A 19,037-nucleotide genomic window follows, 5' to 3' on the forward strand; every position below is an offset into this window, starting at 1 on the left:
CCCGCACGTACCGGAGCCGCACGTAACGGAGCCGCATGTACCGGAGTTGTTCGTCATTGGCGGCGCCACCGGCAGGAGCCGTGGGAGACGGAACCGCAAGAGGCGGGACAAGCATGCGAAAGCTCCCGGCAGAACGGGTGTTCTCGGTGGAGAACCCGTCTGCCGGGAGCTTTCGCCGTCGCGGGGATGTGCTCAGTCTGCTCGGAGCACGCCCACCGACAGCCGGTGAGCCCGCTGGGTGCGGACCGGGGCTACTCGCAGGTGCCGGCGAACGTCTTCCGGGTCAGCACATCGGTGGAGGCGGCGGTCGTGTCCAGCCAGACGACACGCTGACCGTCACCGGGGGACGGGGCCAGCTGGGCGCCCGAGGAGCAGGAAACCCTGGACAGCTCCGGCTCCTCACTCGTCACCAGATCGGCGGTCTTGGTGACCTGTACCTTGCCGGGGGTGTTCCACACTCCCATGCCGCCCTCGAAGTCGTACGTCGAGAACGCGAAGTAGTTGTCGTTGACGGAGAACTGGGCGAGGTAGAGGTCCGGGAGGTTCTTGAACTGCTTGGCGCTGCTCAGGTCATCGAGGGGGGCGGACCAGAAGGTGCTGTACGAGAAGATCAGGAGGTTGCCGGTCTCGCGCCAGTACACCCGGTCCGAGGTGATCTGGACATCCGACACCGTGTTGGTGCGGTAGTAGGTGATCTTCCGGGTCTGGGTGGTTCCGGTGGCGAGGTCGTGGACGCTGACGAACTTGCCGGTTCCGTCCCGCCAGGTGATCTTGCCCTTCTTCATGGCGAGATTACCGGCGGTGGTCCCGGCCTCCGGGGTCACGTTGCGAGTCCTGCCGTGGCGGTCGCGGAACATGACGTCCTGCTCGCCGTCGGCGGTGATGCTGATGTAGGCGAGCGCGCCGTTCTCCGTCACCGGCTCGGTCTCGTCCGCGTCCGGGCTGTCGACGAGCTTCTTGATCGCGCCCTGGCCCTTGGCCCCGGTCCGGTAGACGCCGATGCCGTCGGCCGCGATACGGGTGAAGACGATGCGGTCGTCGTCGAGCGACGGGTCGAGCAGATGAGCCTCCTTCTCCGCCAGCTCATGCTTCGGCTTCTTGCTGAAGCGGCCCACCGTGATGCCCAGGGAATGGCCGCCCCGGTCCCACGCGACGGGGTCCTCGTGGCTGATCGCGTAGACGTCGCCGTTGATCTGGGCGGCCTGCTCGTCGATGCCGGCGTAGACCTCGTAGGTGGGCAGAACGTTGGAGGCGAGAGTGGTGCCGTCGTGTGTTCCGCTCTTCTGCTCGAAGGGAGAGCCCGGCGTCGAGCGCGAACATGCGCCGCTTGGCGAGGGCTTCGGTCACCTTGGGTGTGGTGGAGACCGTGAGGTCGGTGTGGAGCGTGCCGGTCGCGGAGGTGACCTGCTGCCCGCCGTCGGCCAACCTGCGTCTGCACCGCGTACTCGGCGCCGAAGACCGGGACACCGTCGTGCTTCTGCTGGAAGCGCACGGCGGACTGCTTCCCGGCGCCGGTCGTCCGGACAGTGGCCAGGTTGGATACCGGTACCCGGTACGTGTCCTGATGGGCCTTCAGGTAAGCGCGGGCCGCCTCCGCGGGGGTGCCCGGACGGGCCGATGTGTCCAGGCCCTGCGTCATTGCCGGGGCGACGGGCACCGGGGCCGTGGTCGCTGACGCACCGGCACCGATGGCGGCGTCGTTCGTGTCCGCCACGGCCGGTGTGGTCAGCAGCGCGGAACCGGTGGCGGCGACGACCACACCGGTAGCCAGCATCCGCCGGAATCTGGATGTCCTCACAGAACTCTCCCCATCTCGTTCCAGTGCGGGGCACATGCGCTCCACCCGGGTCTTGGCGTCGATGGTTCGGTAAAGGGACCATGCGTGTACAGAGAGTCGTGTGGGCGAAGTGCCGGGGTCCGGTGCGGAGTTGCTCCGCGCCCGGGCCCCGGCCCTCAGACCCCCTCCTCGGAGGGGGCGCTGCGGCTACCGCACGGCCACAGCCTGGATGATCTCCTGGCTGACGGTGCCGCCCTTGTTGTCCTTGGCACCGGCCTTCAGCGAGACGGAGGCGGCGTTGCGCGGGATGCTCAGCGTGCCCTTCCAGGAAGCGCCCGAACCCTTCAGCTTCACGGACTTCCAGGTCTTGCCGTCGTCGTACGACACCTGGAGGGTGCCGCCGCCGAGAGTGCCGGTGCCGGCCGCGCCGTTGACATACTCGGCGGACAGACCGATCGGCAGCTTCTTGCCCGCACGCACCGTGCCGGCGAGGTCCGTGTCCACGTCGTAGTTGAGGTTGATCAGCGGCAGGAACGTGTACGCGCCGACCGGCGTGGCCGCCGACCTGAACGTCCACTCACTGTGCGCAGTGGTGCCGATGCCCCACACCTTCGGGTCGAGCGAGGTGTCGGTCGCGACCTTGAACGGCAGCTCCGAGCCGTCGGTGACACCGAACTGGGCGGTGCTGCCGACCTTGCGGCCCGCGCTCTCGCCGTCCACCCAGGCCTCGGTGTACTGCTTCATGCCGGCGGTGCTGCTGTACGGGTCTCCGAAGCCGGTGTGGTCGGGGCCGCCGTCACCCCAGCCCGGGATGTTGAACCGCAGCGTGTTGCCCTGTCGCTGCTGGCCCCAGCCGAGACCGCTGCCACCGTAGGGGTGCCAGACCGGCTTGAACCACTCGAGTTCGTTGTGCTTGCCCGCCCGGTAGGTGACGCGACCGGTGCGCTGCTCCAGGTCCTCACCGAGGTTGACGGACTCGTGCCACTGCTGACCGTCCTCGACCGACACGTAGTCGGTGCGGTGGCCCGGGAACGTGCGGTTCTCCTGGAAGCCGCCGGCCGCGGCGAAGGAGGGATCGATCGAGTAGCGGTATTCGGAGCCCGCCTTCTTCTCCCTGCCGTAGAACGTGGTGTCGACGGTGGCCAGTTGCGATGAGCGCGGCTCGAAGAGCAGGCTCCGGTCGGGGATCGCGTCCTTGTACCCCTTCGACAGGTCGTAGACGTAGTCGAGTTCACCACCGGGCGTGCCCGTCGTCTCGACGCGCTTGCCCTTGCGCTCCATGGTCAGCAGCCGGGCGTAGTCGGCGGCGTCCACACTCGTGATCTGGAGCGGACGCGCGGTGCCGTCCGCGTGGTAGAAGCTCACATTGAGACGGCCCGGGGCGTCGTCCGTGACGAACAGCGCCTTGGCGCCCGCGTCCTGGGCGGCCTGGGCGATCTGCGCCGGGGTGAGCGTGCCGTCGACGTGCACGAGGGCGGCCTTGCCCTTGACGTTCTTGCGCGCGTAGTCGGCGGGAGTGCCGGCACCGACGCTGACGAGTTCCAGGCGGCTGCGGCCCTTGATGAGGGTGGAGCCGGGCTGGTTCCACGTCTCCTCGACGCCCTTGGTGGCGACCTGCGGCTGACCCTCGCGCCAGGTCGTGCGGAAGGCGTACGTGCCGTCCTTGACCTTCTCGGTCGGTGCGGCGAGCAGGGTGTCGTACTTGATGGGCATGAGGACCATGCCGAACATGTCGGTGCCGCCGGTGTTGCGGTCGTACTGGATCACCGTCTGGTGCGGCTCGGTGTCTTTGGCGACACGGGTGCCGACCTCGCGCAGCTTGCTGCCGTCGAGGGTGATCTCACGGTCGCCGTCGAGCGTGATTCCCGGACTGGCCAGGTAGCCGAGGCCGAGGGAGTCCTTGCCGTGGGTACCGCGTACGTCGAGGAACGAGTTCAGGTAGTAGCTGCCCGGCTTCAGCCGCAGTTCGACCGTGCCGGAGTCGTCGACGACGGCAGCCTCCGCCTGGGCGTCCTTCACGAGCTGCTTGTAGCTCAGCCTGGCGGCGGTCGGCCGGCCGTCCCGGTCCTTGACGTGGACGGTGAGCGTGTAGCGCTCCTCCTCCTTCACCAGGCCGAACGCGGTGTGCGCGACGGTCGCACCACCCGATGTGGCCACGATCTGACCGGAGTTGGTGCCGATGACACCCTTGGCTCCATCGCCCGTCACCGTGGTGGAAGCGGTGCCGTGCGCGGGCACGGTCAGCCGGGAGTCGGCGAGCGTGACGAGGCCCGCGGTGCCGCCCCGGACGGCGAGGTCCAGTTCCACCGCGGTGTCCGAGGCATTGGCGTACGTGACCGTCTTGGTGACGGGCTCGTTGTTCTCGTACGGCCAGCCGTACATGCCGAGGTCGACGCTGCCGGTGGCGGTGACCTGCGCGGCAATCGCGTCAGGCACCGAGACGCGGCCCGCGCCGATCGCGTAGGCGGAGGTGTCGAGCTGCTTCGAGGACGACATGAGGGCATCCTTGAGCTGCTGCCCCGTCCAGTCCGGGTGCCGCTGCGCCAGCAGCGCGGCCATGCCCGCGACGTGCGGCGTCGCCATCGAGGTACCGCTCATGGTGGTGTACGAGCCGGAGCCCTCCACCAGCGAGGAACGGGCCGCGAGAACGTCCACGCCGGGCGCCGAGACATCCGGCTTGAGGCCGCTGTCGCCGAGGCGCGGGCCCTGGCTGGAGAAGGCGGCGCGGTTGTCGTTCGAGTCCACCGCGCCGACCGTGAGGGCGGAGTCGGCGGCGCCCGGCGAGCCGATCGTGCCGGGGCCGTAGGCGTTGCCCGCCGCGATCACGAAGAGCGCGCCGGTCTCCTGGGAGAGGGAGTTGACGGCGAGGGACATCGGGTCGGTGCCGTCGCTGCCGGTGTCGGAGCCGAGCGACATCGAGATGACCTTGGCCTTGATGTCCTTGGCGGCCCACTCCATGCCGGCGATGATCTCCGACTCCTCGCCGTAGCCCCCGTCGGAGAGGACCTTGCCGACGGCGAGCGTGGCGTCGGGGGCGACGCCCTTCTCCCTGCCGTCGGAGGCGGCGCCCGATCCGCCGACCGTGGAGGTGACGTGCGTACCGTGCCCGGCACGGTCGGCGACTTCCTGACCCGCGATGAACGACCTCGACTCGGTGACACGCGAGGCGAGGTCGGGGTGCGTGGTGTCGTACCCGGTGTCGAGGACCGCGACCTTCACGCCCTTGCCGGTGAGTCCGGCCTCCCACGCCTTCGGGGTGCCGATCTGGGCGTTGGACTCCTCCATGTCGGCCTTGACGCGGCCGTCGAGCCACACCTTGCCGATGCCGTCGGAGAATCCGGCCTTGGCGGTCAGACCGTTCCAGAACGTGCGGCCCTTGTCGGCGTCGAACGCCGCACCGCCGATGGCACCCAGCGTGCGGGTGCGCTCGGCCCCCCTGGGCGCGGCGGCCGCGGTACGGGCGGCCTTGCCGGAGTAGGTGACGATCAGCGGGGTCGCGTCGGCCGCGGTGTCGGCGAGGCCCTGTTCCAGCAGGCCGGTGACGTCGAAGAGCCGCTGGTCGAGCTTGCCGGAGGCCAGGTAGGGGAGGACCTCGTCGGGTGTGACGGTGATCCGCCCGTCGGTCACCTCGGTGCGGACGAGCCCGTCCACACCCTGGGGGCGCTTGACGTCGATGGTCTGCTGACCGCCGCCTATGTCGGTGACGGTCACCTTGTCGCCGGTCACCAGGGTCACCGTGTGGGCGGCGTGGGCGGCCTTGGTGCTCGGGGCGGGCACGGCGCTCTGCGCGGTCGGCGCGGCCGACGCACCTGCCATGGGCAGGAGCGCGAACGCCAGCCCGGCCGACAGCAGGGCCGCGCCGTGTCGCGCGGTACCTCTTGTCATCGTTGCTCTTTCCTCGTAGATGCGTCAGATGCGTCAGATGCGTCAGATGCGGGGGTGGCATCCGAGCGCTTCGAAGAGTGTCGGGCGAGTGGAGCGCGAGAGCGCGGACCGGAGCTGGCGGAAAGCTGCCCCGGCAGGTTCCCGCCAGCCCTCCCAACGGCGAACGGCACCCCCTGACACGTGCGCCACGCCGGGCCCCTGGGCCCGATGGGCCGTCGCCACCCTGGGGAGGTGTACCGGCTGGGAATTCCCCGCAGGTGTACCTGCGGGGAATTGCCGGAGGTGTGGTCCGTCTCCCTGCGGCGAACGGTCCGGAACGGTGGGTGCCGGACATCGGAGCTGAGCCCATCTCGTCGGCCGAATCGCCTGGCGGACACCGGTAAGGCCCGGCTACGCGGCATTGGGCTGACTGCTGTTGGGCTTCGCCCACTACGCTTGTGATCATGACAAACGGATTCAGCGACCAGTTCCTGCTTGAGGCGGACCGGCACTCCGTCTGGGGCGCCGCTCAGCTCGAAACGCTCATGGCGTACTTGCCCGAGACGCCGTGGAGCGCGGACCTGCCGACGTGCTCGTACCGGCAGGGGGAGGTACAGCTACGGGTCGGGGTTCTCGGGACGTACGACATGGAGGCTGATTCCTGGCTGTGGGGCTGGGCGAATCCGGGGCTCGGCGGGAGTGAGGTCGTGGCGTTGTCCACTGCGGTGAAACGGTACGGACAGACGCACGGGATACCCGAGTTCACCGCTGCGGAACTTGATCTTTCCGGGTTCGAAGACCCTCGGCGGGCCGCCGAGATGCTGGCCTTCGCGGGGATGGGTGTGGCCAACGCCCCCGGGTACATCGGGCAGCCCGCTGGGCCCGGCACACGGGTGTACTTCCTGCCCGACGACCCGAAGGTGCCGAGTGCCGAACTCGATCCGATCGCTCTGCCGCGCGTCATCATGGCCGGGGTCTCGCTCATCGGCCGTTCGCCGCAGCAGGCTGTCAAGGGGTACTTCGAGCACCACGGAGTGCCCCAGCGCATGGAAGGCGACCGGCTGATCGCTGATCTGCCGACGGGGAACGCCGCCGTTGTCTCCTTCGACGGGATGGGGCGGATCGGGAACATCCAACTCACTGTCGGCGGCTGACCGTTGGCGGTGCCGTCGCAGCGCAGCGCAGCGCAGCGCAGCGCAGCGCGGTGCTGGGACGTCGGCAGCGCCGTCGCGCAGGTCTCCGACCCGGGACCACGCTGCCGCCGGTCGTTCCCGGTTCGCTGGGCCCGACGAAGACCGAAGAGGCGTCTCCCCGGGAGGTCCCCTCCGGCCGAACCGTCGGTCAGTCCAGTTCTCTCAACAACGCAAGCCCGCCCTGGTCGAGTTGGTAGAAGACGCTCGCGCCGATGCGCTGCTTCCACACGAGTCCGCTGCCGGACAGCACGGCCAGGTGCTGCGAGACGGTGCTCTTTGCCAGCCCCACGGACTCCGCCACGGCGGTGGTTGTCATCGGCAGTTCGAGGGCTCGCACCACTTGCGCGCGTCCCTTCCCCAGGAGCAACGCGAGCCGGTCCTGGCTCCGGCTGCCGTCGCCTCCCGCGGTCAGTACCCGCAGGCGGCCCGTGGCCCGCGCCTGATAGGACATCGCCACCCCGGCACAGTCCTCGACGAGCAGCCTCAGGCCACCGGAGAACACGGTGGGCACGAGGAGCAGCCGGGACTTCGTGATGGTCAGGTCCAGGTCGCGGTGGTAGGGCACGGTGAGGCGGGGCCTGGTCCACAGGACCCGGCCACCCAGCTCGCCCAGCATCGCCTCGGGGCCCTCGACGGCGAGCGTGCGGCCGCGGAGCAGGATCTCCTCCTCCAAGGAGGAACGGATCCGGTTCCAGTGGGGGGCGAGCGCGTACTCCCAGTACCGTGTCAGCAGGGAGTAGACGTGCCGCTCCTCCGGCCGGTTGCCCTTGGCGCGTCGCAAGTGGTCGAGTTCGGCCGCGAAGGTGCTCCGCGCGGGATCGGGCAGGGGCACGAACCCGGAAACAAGACGCGACAGCCCGGGGTCACGCAGCACACCGGCCAGGTCGCGCGCCAGCCCCGTAGGCATCGTGAGCCGTACCGCCCGGGCCCACTCCGTGTACGGTGCGGGAGTCTCGCCCCGGTACCGGGCCAGGAGGCCGATGCTGCCGAAGGTCTCCCACAAGGGACTGAAGGTCAGGCGAACGGTGCGGAGGGTGTCCTCGTCTACGTCGATCCTGATCACGAAGCCGTGTACCGACCGCTAGGGAGTGTGCCGAAAGGAGCGCCGTCCGCCCGGAGGGCGGGATCGGAGGCGTCCGGTGCGTGCGATCGCAGGGCGGAGCGTCGCCCCGGTTCCGGGTGTGCCGGGGGGATCCCGACAACGCGGCGTGCGCGCGTGCCGGGCGTCGCCGGGCAGGCGGGACTCTCGGCACACGCCCCAGTTCGTAGCGCCACTTCGTCATCCTCTGTTCGATACTCCGTGAGGTATGCGTCCAGGACCCCGGCGCCGGCCGAGTGCCGTCACGAGACGTCCACCCGCATGGCGATGTCCTGGCAGAGGGCGAGCACGTTCTTGATCCAGGGGAGCGGGTCGGCGCTGTCGTACGCCTGCAATGTCTCGACCGCCCAGTACTCGTCGAAGGTGAGAACCCCGGGAGTGGCGGCCTTGAACCTGTTGGCCCGCCATTTGGGCTGGTGACTGCCGAACTCCCCTTCGCCTTCGAGGAGCGCGTCGACGGAATGGCCGAAGGCCAGCCGAGCCGAGAGCACAGCACTCTCCAGGTCGCCCGCCTCCATCTGCCCCAGCGCGTCCTCGACGTACGTGTCCGCCTCTCCCAGGGAGCGGGCGATGACGAACGAGCGGAACGCCGTCCCGGCGAGGCGAGCACGCCGCTCCTCGATCCACTCGGCGCCGATCAGGGGAAGGCAGTGCACGAGACGGGCGAGGGTGAGCTCCTCAAGGGGTACGAGAACGTTCCCCGCGATGGTGCCTCGTTCGTACGCCTCCCATGAGACCTTGGCGAGCAACTGGTCGATCTGCGCATCGCACCAGTACTTCACCTCCCACCGCTTCTCCTGCGCGTAGAAGACCTCGACGCTCAGGAAGGAAGGATCCAGCGGCACCGGCATGGCATCGCTCGTCTCGGAGGTGTGGAGCGGGTTCGAGACAACGTAGATGTCATAGTCGCTGCGGGGGTTGTGCCAGCCACGGGCGACGGAGCCGACGACGAAAGCGGCCTGGGTTCCTTCGGGAATCAGATGCCGTTCCCGCAGCGGAGCCAGCCAGTCTTCCTCGATTATGTTCGTCATGCTGTACGCCTCTCTCCGGCAACGTGTCTCACCATTCGACGATCCCCTGGTCCGCCAGGCCGTCAAGGAACTCCACGACGTCCGTCAACGCCTGTTCCTCGCCGACGCCGTACTCCTGGGCCACCTGCCGTGCCACGTCAAGGGTGGTCCGGCGGCCGTCCAGCGAGGCGAAGATGAACGCGGCGATGTCCTCCAGGAGCAACGCCCGGTCCTCGTCCCCGATCAGGAAGTCGTCCTTCATCCGGCGGATCCTGATCCCCAGCACCCGGCGCGGCACGGAATCGCTTCGCTCGACGGCCTCATCCATGGGGATTGATCTCTCCTTCTTCGCAACGGTTCCACAAGGGCTGGACGTGTCCGGTGTCAGACCCGGACCTCGCTCAGGTCATGGAGCTTCCGCACGGTGCTCATGATGAGCACCACCGGTGCCAGCAGGAAGCCCGCGCACACCACCCACAGCGCAGGGCGCAGACCGAGCGCGGAGGCGAGCACACCGCTCAGGAGGGCGCCCAGGGGAAGCGCGCCCCAGGAGATGAAACGCACCGTGGCCATGACTCTGGAGAGGAGTTCCGGTGGCGACTCCACCTGGCGGTGCGTCCTGGTGATGATGCTGCCGATCACCACAGCCATCGCCACCGCGGCGTTGCCGACGATGAAGTAGCCGATGCTGCCCAGCGTGGTCGTCACCGGTATCACCAACGCCAGGGCGCCGCCGACGACCCCGGACACGATCATGGCGCGCGCGGTGCCGAGCCGTGCCGACATCCTGGTCGCCACCATCGAGCCGATCAGCGATCCGACTCCGTCCGCGGCAATCACGAGCCCCACCACGGTGGAGGACGCCCCCACCTCCCGCACCAGGTAGAGCGGGGTCAGTGCCATCAGGGCCGCGGTGAAGAAGTTGCTCACCGTCGCCCAGATCACGCACGGCCTCATCACGGGGTGCCGCATCACGAAGGCGCATCCCTCGCGAATGAGCGCCCCTGCCGGTACCTGCGGCAACGCCTTGGGCCTGCGCTCGGGGAGAGTCCACAGCACCACGGCCGATATGAGGTAGGTGACGCAGTCGATCACGAGGACGTTGACGGCGCCCATGACCTTGATGAGCAGTCCGCTCACGGACGGCGCACCGGTCTGGGTGACAGCCTCGGTGGCCGAGATCAGGCTGTTGCGCGCCGTCAGTTCCTCCTTGGAGACCAGCGCGGGCAGGAATGTGGAGTTGGCGATGTCGAAGAGCACGCTCGCCAGGCTCGTGATCAGGGCTGTCAGGAGCAGATGCCCGAACGTGAGCCGGTCCAGCCACCAGGCCATCGGGATGGAGCCCATGGCCACCAGGCGTACCAGGTCCATCGTCACCTGCAGGCCGCGCAGCGGAACCTTCTGCGCGATGACTCCGGCCGGCAGCCCCAGGAGCAGCCAGGCGGCCTGGCTCGCTGCGGCCAGCAGCGTCACCTGGAAGGTCGTTGAGTGCAGGCTGGTGAGCGCGACGAGCGGCAGTGCCACCGCCGTGATGTTCGACCCGGTGCGGCTCACGCTGGAGGCGAACCAGAAGCGCCAGAACGTGCGGGAGTCGGTCCCGGTGCCGGTGGAGGCTGGGCTGATAGTCATCCGGCGAACTCCTTCGGGGCGTCGCCGTGCTTCTCGTGACCCGGCCCCAGCAACTCGGCCTCCTCGAAGGCGGCGAAGGTGGTCCTGTCCTCCAGCGCTCCGACCTCACCGAGGTAGCGCGTCAACTGGGACGCCGCATCGGCGACACCGCTGCGGAGCCGGCCGGGCGGCCAGCTCTCCGTGATGGCCTGGTCGATCTGTTCCCCGGTCAGGCCGATGTCCCGCAGATGACGTGCCGTCTGCGTGTAGTCGGGCTCCAGGAAGGCGTAGACCACCTCGGGGATCAGTGGACCGACCGCCTCCCGTTCGGCGCGCCCGAGCGCCGGCCACAGATGGGTGAGCAGGGACCTGAAGTAGACGTGGTGCCGGCCCTCGTCCTCCGCGTGATCACGGATGATGTTGCGGACGGACAAGGGCAGTCTTTCGTCGCGCGGAATATGGGACAGCATCCCCGAGATCAGGGTCTCGCTCACTATGGCGAACAGCAGGCCCTCGACGCCCCGCACGTGGTGCGGCAGCCGTCCGCGTATCCCGTCGAGCCGCAGCAGGAAGGCGGGAGGCGTACAGATCCCTCGCAGCGCCCATGGCACACGGGTCTCGGCCTCGATCTCGCAGGCGAACTCGTGCGAGAACTGGGCGTGCCAGGCCTCGTCCGTGACGATCTTGTACGCGTCCGACCGCATGCGGCCGGGAAGGAAGAGCCCCGAACGGCCCCGGCTGATCTTCGTGGCGACGGGGATGACCGCGAGGGTCTCCAGCTCCGTCGTGAACTCCAGGTAGTCGTAGAGCCGTTGCAGGAGCAGGCCCTTCACGGCCGCGCTCCCCTTCGCCACGACGAGGGGATGCCGCACCACCGGGTACAGCTCGGGCGGGAAATAGAGATCCGGCTCCGCGGCGGCGAAGTGCCGACGGGGGCGGCGGCGCACGCTCGCCAGGTCGTCCCAGCGTTCGAAACGGCTCACGTACTCCGGACCGCGCGGGCGCTCGGCGGCCTTCCCGCGGAGCAACTGCTCCTCGAACCGCTGCACATACATGCGCGCTCCCGTTAGGCGACGAAGAGGACAAGCCGCTGGTCGACGAGCGTGTCCAGTTCCTCTTCCACGGACTTGAGTTCGACGTCGGCCGCACTGAGCACGGCAGCGAGGGTGGATGTCCCGTCGATCCGTTGAAGCACCCCGACGATCGGGCTGTCCGGTTCGAGCACGAACTCGATCTGACCGTCGTTCGCGAGGTACTGGTCGCCACTGGCATGGGACAGCAGCAGGAGGCCCTTGGCGTAGACGGGCACCGCGTTCAGGTCGTGGCGCCGTGCCGGCTCGAAGAGCTGCCTGGTCTCTTCCATCAGGTCCTCGTGTACGCGGAGTTCGGTGCGCACCGCACCCGCGTCCATCGACTCGATCCTCGGCGCGGACGTCGCCATCTCGGCGAGCAGCCCCATGTTGACAATGCGCGTCAGCAGTTCCACGGAGGGCGAGTCGCTCGTCCCCTCCGTGAAGTCGTCCAGCCGCCGCCGGATCCGGTCGGCGTCCAGGTAGGCGTCCGCACCGGGCGCCGCGAGGGCACGTTCGACCAGTTCGCGCCCGTTGCCGTTCATCAGCCGCGCCAGCATGCCGTAGGCGTGGTGGGTGCCGTTGCCGTAGAAGAAGGCGACCTTGGGCCGCTCGGCGATGCTGCGCGGAACCCGCGACCCCACGGCGTCGCGGAGTATCCGCTTGTCCCACAGCAGCCGGGGGCGGAGGTGTGCCGGGATGGACGAGGTGAGTTCCACGATCCGGTGGTCGAGGAACGGCACACGGGCCTCGACACCGCTGCCGGCCGCGGTCCGGTCCTCGTGCCAGACGTTGTACTGCTGGACCTTGCGGTACTCGGACAGCACGTACGACGCGTAGACGTCGGCGTCCCCGCCGGGGCCCGGCGAGCGGAGGGCGTCGTCGGACAGGAACGCCTCGTTCTCGCCCCACCAGTAGCGCAGGCCGGGCATCCGGTCGAGCCGCGTGGCGCGGTCCATCCCGTCCAGCCCCGCGATGAAGGCCGTCCAGTCGTCGCCCACGCCCTGGGAGTAGCCGCCGTTGAACTCGTCGCTGGCCGCGCCGAGCAGCATGCCGCGCAGCTCCGGCCGCACCTGGCGGGCGAACCGGTGCAGTTCGTGCTTGTAGTACACCTCCGGACCGACCATGGGGCTTTCGGTGAGCCAGACCAGGCGCCGCCACTCCTCGGGCGTGGGCGTGAGGCCGGGCTCGAAGAGCACCTGGTGGTTGTGGACCCCCCACTGGCGGGACAGCCGGCTGGAGTGCTCGGCGTCGCCGTTGGCGCGGGTTCCGCCGGTGAGGGCGGTGAATGTGTGGAGTTCCTCCACCTGCGTCCTGGCCAGGGCCAGGACGATCGACGAGTCGATCCCCCCGGACAGGAAGAGCCCCAGTTCGGTGTCCGCGGTTGCGCAGTCCCGGACGGACTCCTCCAACAGGTCGCCGTACCTCTCGACGAAGGCCTCGGCGCTGGTCGACTCGTCGGCCTCGGTGGGCAGTTCCCAGTAGCGGTGCTCCGTCGTCCTGCCGCCGCGGAGGTCCACGCGCAGCACGGTGGCGGCGGGCACGCTCTCCACGCCCTCGAACCAGGTGCACATCCGGTCCGCGTTGAACCGAGGGGCGGCGGAGACGGCGGGGACGGCCAGGGCCTTGTCCCAGGCGAACCGGCGGGGCGTCGCGGGATCGGCGAAGAGGCCCTTGATCTCGGACGACAGGACGATGCGCTGGTCGTTGCGGTGGTAGTACAGCGGCTTGATGCCGAAACGGTCGCGCGCCAGCACGAGTTGGCCGCGTGCGCGGTCCCAGAGGATGATCGCGAACATGCCGCGCACGTCGCGCAGGAAGTCCAGGCCGTGTTGACGGTAGAGGTAGAGCAGGACCTCGCAGTCGGAGCCGGTCTTCAGCACCACGTCCGACGGAAGCCGGGCGGCCAGCTCCTTGTGGTTGTACACCTCGCCGTTGGCGATCAGGACGAGATTGCCGTCGTCGCTGACGAGCGGCTGGGTACCGTCCTCCGGGTCCACCAGGGACAGCCGGGTGAAGGCGAGGCCCACCGGGCCGCTGCGCAGCAGCTCGCGCTCGTCGGGGCCCCGGTGGTGCAGCAGGTCGGCGAAGTCGCGCAGAAGGGCGTCGTACTCAGGCCCGAGGTCCTGTCCATCGAGCCGGGCAAATCCTGCGAGTCCACACATGAGTCGTCCTTCGGCGGCGCGTTACCCGTTTTTCGGATGGGGTGGCAAGTGCACCCGGCGAGCGGGCGCACTTGCCTGCGGCCTTGATCAGGCCGTACCACGCAGAACGGTGCCCTGGGTGACGGGCTTGGCGGCGGGCTTCGTGTACTTACGCATGCAAATCCCTCCTCTCGTTGTGGTGTACCGGCTGGGGCCCGGCGGCGTTGATGCCGCTGGCGTCCGTTTCACCGGCCACCGGAGTCAACCACGGCGACAGCGGCCACGACCAGATGTTTCGGTTCTCACCGAATCACCTTTTCCCTTTGCCCGGATCACGCGTGGATTGCCGGGAGTGCGGTGCTGCTCCTCTTTTTCCGTACCGCATCGGAACGGTCTTCGACATCACCGAAACCCGCACTTGTCCGGGGGTGTGAGCGGTTGTATAGATGGGCATGCAACCGGGCGTGCGCGGTGTTCCCGGCCCGATGCGCCGAATGCCTGGCACGGCCTTTCCCTCCTTGCCCGTACGGGCCCGAAACGGGAGGCATGCAAAGGCCGTGGACCACTCTTATGGAATCACTGCTTCCGGAGCGAGATTGTGATGCACAGCCAGGACCACCCGTCCTCGTCCCTCACGGGCACGACCGGCGGCCTCCACGACGCGTGGCACCGCCTGCCGGGCCGCGCGTGGCCGGGAGAAGCCGCCGACGGGGACCTGGCGCTGCTGGGCTGGATCGGTCCGCCGGCCGTGTCCGCGCAGGAGGATCTGCGACGACGGCTTGGCGAGGCGCGCCCGGGGATGCCCCTGCCGGACCGCTCCTCGGCGATCCTCGCGCTTCCTTCCGCCCGATTCCTGGCCATGGTGAAACCGATGCTGGTCGAGGAGCTGACAGCGACACGGCGGGACCGTGACCCGGACGGGCGGGACGGGCGGGACTGGCAGGACTGGCAGGACCCGGGAGTGCGGGGCTTCGAGCGCTTCACCGCCTCGCTCCGCGCCCCGGAGACCGCTCTCGCTCTGCTGCGGAAATACCCCGCGCTGGACCGGGAACTGACAGCGGAGTTCGACCGCTGGGCCGCCTCGCGTCTGGAATTCGTGACACGTCTGGAGTCCGATCTGCCCCTGCTCCGGGAGCAACTGGCGGTGAAGGCCGAGTCCTCGGCCGATGTGGAAGCCGTCGACTTCGGGGCGGGAGACGCCCACGACGGCGGGCGCGCGGTTGCCGTCGTCTCCTTCCGCGAAGGCCCCGGAGTCGTCTACAAGCCCCGCTCGCTCGCCTGCGACGCGGCGTTCGCGGGATTCATCGACTGGCTCGGCGACCGGGGGCTGACACACCGCCTGCGGCCCGCGCACGTTCTCGACCGGGGCACCCACGGGTGGTCGGCACACTACGCGCCGGCCCCGTGCCCGGACCGTGACTCCCTGCGTCGCTTCTACTGGCGGCAGGGCGCGTTCCTCGCCGTGTTCCATCTGCTGCGCGGCTACGACATGCACTTCCAGAACCAGGTGGCGGTCGGCGAGGACCCCGTGTACTTCGACTTGGAAGCGCTGTTCTACGCGGAGTCCTCGGATCCCGGCTGGCTGGACGACGCGGAGGACGTGGTGGCACGGCGGCTGCGCGACTCCGTGCTGGCGGTGGGCCTCCTGCCGCACCGGCTCGTCCGTACCGACGAGCACGGTGTCCGGGCCATGGAGATGAGTGGCCTGGCCGGCGGTGCGGCGCGCGGTGAGTTCTGGGCCCACCCCCGCATCGAGTACCGCGATCCCGGTACGGACCGTATGGCACCGGTCCCCGCCTTCCACCCGGTCGAGGAGTACGGCAACCGCCCCACCGTGGAGGGCCTCCGCCACGCTCCGGAGGAGATGGCCGACGACCTGGTCGCGGGCTTCGCCCACTGCTACCGCCTGCTGCTCGCGGAGCGTCCGGCGCTGTCCCGGGCCGACGGGCCGCTGGCCCGGTTCTCCGGGGTCCCCGTGCGCGCGGTGTTGCGCGACACCTTCCAGTACCGCAGTGTGCTCACCGGGTCCTGGGACCCGGCCCTGCTCGCGGACCCGGACCTGCGCCACGACCACCTCGGAAGCCTCGCACGGCGCGATGCCGGGCACGCCGTCGAGGACAGCGAGTGGCGTCAGCTCGCGTGCGGCGACATACCCGCCTTTCGGACCTCCCCCGACAGCACCGGCATCGCGGATCACCGAGGGGTCCTGCTGCGGGACTTCTTCGTCCGCACCGGCGCGGACGCGGTGCGGGAACGCCTCGCATCCTTCTCGGAGGAGGACCTGCGGGAGCAGATCTGGTTCGTCGAGACCTCGTTCGCCACGCGCCAGGAGGGCGGCCACCGGTGCCTCCCGGCCCCCTCGGTGCCCGGCTCTCCGGCCGCCGGTCCCGATCCGGACCTTGCCGTCGCCGCGGCCCGCGCCATCGGGGACCGGATCTGCGACTCGGTGATCCGCGGCGAGGACGGGCTGGTCGAGTGGTCATCGCTTCGTATGGCGGCCGACCGCTTCTGGCTCGTGGAGTCCGGCGGTATGGGGCTCGACCGGGGCGTCAGCGGCATCGCGCTCTTCCTCGCCGAGCTGGGACGGGCCACCGGGGCGGATCGCTACCGGGCGCTGGCCCAGGACGTCCTCGCCGCCCTGCTGGACCCCGATGACATGCCCGAGCCGGAGGAACTGGCGGGCCTGGGCATCGGGGCGTACGACGAACTGGGCGGCGTCCTTTACCTCCTGACCCGGGCCGGTGAGATCTGGGACGCCCCGGAGCTGCTGCGTTCCGCCCACCGGCTGGTGCCGGCGTTCACCGCTGCCCTGCGGGAGCCGCAGCCCCTGGACGTGATGACTGGGGTGGCCGGGGCGGCGCTGGCCCTCGTCGCCCTCCACCGGACCGACCCCAGCGCCCAGGCCCTGGAGGCCGTCCGGGCCGCCGGGGCCGGCCTCGCCGACCTGGAGGAGTCCGCCGTCCCCGGGTTCGCCCACGGCCTGGCGGGCCGGGCCCACGCGCTGACCGCCGTCGCGAGCCTCACCGGCGACACGGCGCTGCTGGACCGGGCCGCCGAGGCGCGCGAACGCGTCGCCGGCGGGCGTCTCGCCGACGCCTCCTGGTGCCGGGGGAACGCCGGTCTCGTCATGGCCGAGGCGAGCGGCCTTCGGCTCGTCGGCGGTTCGGAGCGGCAACGGCCCCACAGGGTGGACCTCGTCGTGGCGGGCGTGGCCCGGGGGGTCGGCGACGATTCCCTCTGCCACGGAACCCTCGGCCTGGTCGAGGCGCTCCGCACCACCGCAGAGCACACGGGCGACGAGGAGACGGCGCGGGCGGCGCGGCAGGCGACGGCCGACGTCGCCCGGCGGGTCCTCGCCGGCCGGGTGGTCACCGGCGTTCCCCGGGGCACGTGGACGCCCGGACTCCTGGACGGGGCCGCGGGGATCGGATACGGCCTTCTGCGGGCCGTGGCACCGGACCGGGTGCCGAACGTGCTGCTGATGTCGACGCCGTGAGTTCCCGTCGGCGGGGCGCCGGGCGTGAAGCTCGGTGGGACCGGAATGGAAAGCAGGCGGCGTGCCTCTCGCCGCTGCCGCATTTCCAGCCGGACGTCGTGCCGTTTCCCCGAATTCACTCCTTCCTGAATATCCCAGCACCTGTCCGCAATCCCGACATATGCACGCACTCGAACGTTGACAGTCCGACAGGGGGCAATCATGCTGTCACACATGCCTGCTTTCCCACAGAAGGAAAGTCCCTTCACCTACTTCAGCGGGGACGCGGCCCTCTACGACCAATCGAGACCCGCCTATCCGGAATCGGTGATTTCTCGAATAGTCGACGCCATGCCCGGATGTGACGTGGTCGACGCGGGGTGTGGCACGGGCATCGAGGCGCGGCAGTTCCAGGCCGCCGGGTGCACCGTACTCGGGGTGGACCCCGACGCGCGGATGGCCCGGCACGCGCGCGGCACGGGCGTCGATGTGGAGGTCTCGGCCTTCGAGACCTGGGAGCCGAAGGGGCGGCTGTTCGATGCCGTCGTCTCCGGGACGGCCTGGCACTGGGTGGATCCGTCGGCCGGAGCGGTGAAGGCCGCGCAGGTGCTGAGGCCGGGGGGTGTGCTCGCACCGTTCCACCACTCGTCCCACACCCCGCCCGAGTTGGTGGAGATCGTCAGCGGCAGCTCGCTGCCCGCCTGGACGACGCGCTCTGCGGAGGCGTACCGGAGGGTCGCGCCCGCGTCCGCGTTCGACGCCGACGGCCGTCGGCGGTCGGCCATGGATCTCTACCAGCCGATGTTCGACATGTTCGCCGACGGAATCCGGGGGACGGGCTGCTTCGAGGAGCCCGAGGAGTGGCGGCTCGACTGGGAACGCGTGTACGCGCGGGACGAGTGGCTCGCCCAGGTCCCCACCCAGACCGCCCTCGGAGGGCTCCCGCCCGAGGAGCTGGCCCGGATGCTGGAAGCCACGGGGAAGGCGATCGACCGGATGGGCGGGAGCTTCATCATGACCTACACCACCGTCGTCGTGACAGCGGTGCGTGCGGACAACGACAGCGCCGGCCCCGGTCGGCGTGGCGCCCGGCAGGGCTGATCCGCCTCGTGGCGACGGCCCTTGTGAACTCTCCCTGGAAGTAGGTTTCTTGAGCGACCACCAGCACCTCGGATACACGGAGGTCGACTCCGCCGCCGAGCTGCGCGAACTGCTGGGCGAGCCCAACCGGCGCGCGGTGAACAGGGCGCGCCCCCGGCTCCACGCGTACGACAAGCAGTGGCTCACCATCTCGCCGTACTGCGTACTGGCGACCTCGGATCCCGATGGCAGGTGCACGGCGTCCGGGCGGGGAGACCCTGCCGGTCATCTCTTCCATGTGCTCGACGACACGACGATCGCCGTGCCCGAGCGGCCCGGGAACAAGCGGGGAGACAGCCTCTTCAACGTGCTCCGCAACCCCCGCGTCGGGATCATCTCGCTGGTTCCCGGCTCCACGTCGGTGCTGCTCGTCAACGGGCGGGCCCGCGTTCTCCGGGACGCACCCTTCTTCGACGAGATGACGCTGCGCGGGAACCGCCCGAAGCTCGCGCTGCTGATCGAGGTGGAGGAAGTCACCTACAACTGTCCCAAGTCGCTGATCCGGTCCGGACTCTGGCAGCCGGACACCTGGCAGTCCGAGGTGCTTCCCCCGATCGCCACGCGCATCAAGGAGGTCGAGGCTCCGCCCGAGACCGTGCGGGAGCTGGAGGAGCACTACGCCCCGCAGAACTACGCCAAGCGCCTGTACTGACGGAC

The 19,037-nt window shown here is 69.6% G+C and carries 12 protein-coding genes and 1 pseudogene; 4 read left to right on the forward strand and 9 right to left on the reverse strand.

The genetic code is table 11. The annotated features are described in order from the left end of the window. Positions 1-251 precede the first annotated feature (251 nt). The 3 genes and pseudogenes from ACZ4LX_RS02800 to ACZ4LX_RS02810 form a co-directional block, all read right to left on the reverse strand. Positions 252-1,115, reverse strand: coding sequence for a hypothetical protein (locus ACZ4LX_RS02800; protein ID WP_467637860.1), 864 nt, complete (start codon positions 1,113-1,115; stop codon positions 252-254). A gap of 329 nt (positions 1,116-1,444) precedes the next feature. Beyond that, positions 1,445-1,834 (reverse strand): annotated as a pseudogene (locus ACZ4LX_RS02805) (hypothetical protein); the annotation flags it as partial. Between the two features lie 150 nt (positions 1,835-1,984). Further along, positions 1,985-5,662, reverse strand: a complete 3,678-nt coding sequence (locus ACZ4LX_RS02810; protein ID WP_467637580.1) for a S8 family serine peptidase — start codon at positions 5,660-5,662, stop codon at positions 1,985-1,987. A gap of 443 nt (positions 5,663-6,105) precedes the next feature. Here ACZ4LX_RS02810 and ACZ4LX_RS02815 point away from each other — a divergent pair, with 443 nt between their 5' ends. Further along, on the forward strand, positions 6,106-6,795 hold the full coding sequence (locus tag ACZ4LX_RS02815; protein ID WP_467637583.1) for a DUF6882 domain-containing protein: 690 nt from the start codon (positions 6,106-6,108) through the stop codon (positions 6,793-6,795). Between the two features lie 187 nt (positions 6,796-6,982). Here ACZ4LX_RS02815 and ACZ4LX_RS02820 read toward each other — a convergent pair whose 3' ends face one another. From ACZ4LX_RS02820 to asnB, 6 genes are all read right to left on the reverse strand, one after another. Further along, positions 6,983-7,897, reverse strand: coding sequence for an ArsR/SmtB family transcription factor (locus tag ACZ4LX_RS02820; RefSeq protein ID WP_467637586.1), 915 nt, complete (start codon positions 7,895-7,897; stop codon positions 6,983-6,985). Between the two features lie 278 nt (positions 7,898-8,175). Continuing rightward, the gene (locus tag ACZ4LX_RS02825) at positions 8,176-8,964 is read right to left on the reverse strand and encodes a nucleotidyltransferase domain-containing protein (RefSeq protein WP_467637588.1); all 789 of its coding nucleotides are present in this window, start codon (positions 8,962-8,964) and stop codon (positions 8,176-8,178) included. Positions 8,965-8,992: 28 nt separating this feature from the next. Beyond that, positions 8,993-9,271, reverse strand: a complete 279-nt coding sequence (locus ACZ4LX_RS02830; RefSeq protein ID WP_467637591.1) for a PqqD family protein — start codon at positions 9,269-9,271, stop codon at positions 8,993-8,995. A 56-nt stretch (positions 9,272-9,327) separates the two neighbouring features. Beyond that, positions 9,328-10,572, reverse strand: coding sequence for an MFS transporter (locus ACZ4LX_RS02835; protein WP_467637594.1), 1,245 nt, complete (start codon positions 10,570-10,572; stop codon positions 9,328-9,330). Next, entirely contained in the window at positions 10,569-11,606 is a 1,038-nt protein-coding gene (locus ACZ4LX_RS02840) for a diiron oxygenase (protein WP_467637597.1), read from the reverse strand. The genes ACZ4LX_RS02835 and ACZ4LX_RS02840 overlap by 4 nt, the downstream gene beginning before the upstream one ends. 11 nt (positions 11,607-11,617) lie before the next feature. Beyond that, positions 11,618-13,786 carry an asparagine synthase (glutamine-hydrolyzing) gene (asnB, locus tag ACZ4LX_RS02845; protein ID WP_467637600.1) on the reverse strand — a complete coding sequence of 723 codons (2,169 nt, stop codon included), beginning with the start codon at positions 13,784-13,786 and terminating at the stop codon, positions 11,618-11,620. A gap of 580 nt (positions 13,787-14,366) precedes the next feature. Between asnB and ACZ4LX_RS02850 the strand changes: the two genes are divergently transcribed. The 3 genes from ACZ4LX_RS02850 to ACZ4LX_RS02860 all read left to right on the forward strand — a co-directional run bounded on the left by ACZ4LX_RS02850 (position 14,367) and on the right by ACZ4LX_RS02860 (position 19,032). Continuing rightward, entirely contained in the window at positions 14,367-17,261 is a 2,895-nt protein-coding gene (locus tag ACZ4LX_RS02850) for a type 2 lanthipeptide synthetase LanM family protein (RefSeq protein ID WP_467637603.1), read from the forward strand. Positions 17,262-17,474: 213 nt separating this feature from the next. Further along, the gene (locus ACZ4LX_RS02855) at positions 17,475-18,341 is read left to right on the forward strand and encodes a class I SAM-dependent methyltransferase (RefSeq protein ID WP_467637605.1); all 867 of its coding nucleotides are present in this window, start codon (positions 17,475-17,477) and stop codon (positions 18,339-18,341) included. A gap of 49 nt (positions 18,342-18,390) precedes the next feature. Continuing rightward, a complete protein-coding gene (locus ACZ4LX_RS02860) occupies positions 18,391-19,032 on the forward strand; it encodes an MSMEG_1061 family FMN-dependent PPOX-type flavoprotein (RefSeq protein ID WP_467637608.1) in 642 nt (213 codons plus the stop codon). Positions 19,033-19,037 lie beyond the last annotated feature (5 nt).

The sequence above is a fragment of the Streptomyces sp. NPDC026062 genome (assembly GCF_055568375.1).

Excerpts from the sequence above, each read along its gene's own strand:
- ACZ4LX_RS02835 (WP_467637594.1), bottom strand. The coding sequence starts at position 10,572 with ATGACTATCAGCCCAGCCTCCACCGGCACCGGGACCGACTCCCGCACG.
- ACZ4LX_RS02810 (WP_467637580.1), bottom strand. The coding sequence starts at position 5,662 with ATGACAAGAGGTACCGCGCGACACGGCGCGGCCCTGCTGTCGGCCGGG.
- asnB (WP_467637600.1), bottom strand. The coding sequence starts at position 13,786 with ATGTGTGGACTCGCAGGATTTGCCCGGCTCGATGGACAGGACCTCGGG.
- ACZ4LX_RS02840 (WP_467637597.1), bottom strand. The coding sequence starts at position 11,606 with ATGTATGTGCAGCGGTTCGAGGAGCAGTTGCTCCGCGGGAAGGCCGCC.
- ACZ4LX_RS02815 (WP_467637583.1), top strand. The coding sequence starts at position 6,106 with ATGACAAACGGATTCAGCGACCAGTTCCTGCTTGAGGCGGACCGGCAC.
- ACZ4LX_RS02855 (WP_467637605.1), top strand. The coding sequence starts at position 17,475 with ATGCCTGCTTTCCCACAGAAGGAAAGTCCCTTCACCTACTTCAGCGGG.
- ACZ4LX_RS02825 (WP_467637588.1), bottom strand. The coding sequence starts at position 8,964 with ATGACGAACATAATCGAGGAAGACTGGCTGGCTCCGCTGCGGGAACGG.
- ACZ4LX_RS02830 (WP_467637591.1), bottom strand. The coding sequence starts at position 9,271 with ATGGATGAGGCCGTCGAGCGAAGCGATTCCGTGCCGCGCCGGGTGCTG.
- ACZ4LX_RS02850 (WP_467637603.1), top strand. The coding sequence starts at position 14,367 with ATGCACAGCCAGGACCACCCGTCCTCGTCCCTCACGGGCACGACCGGC.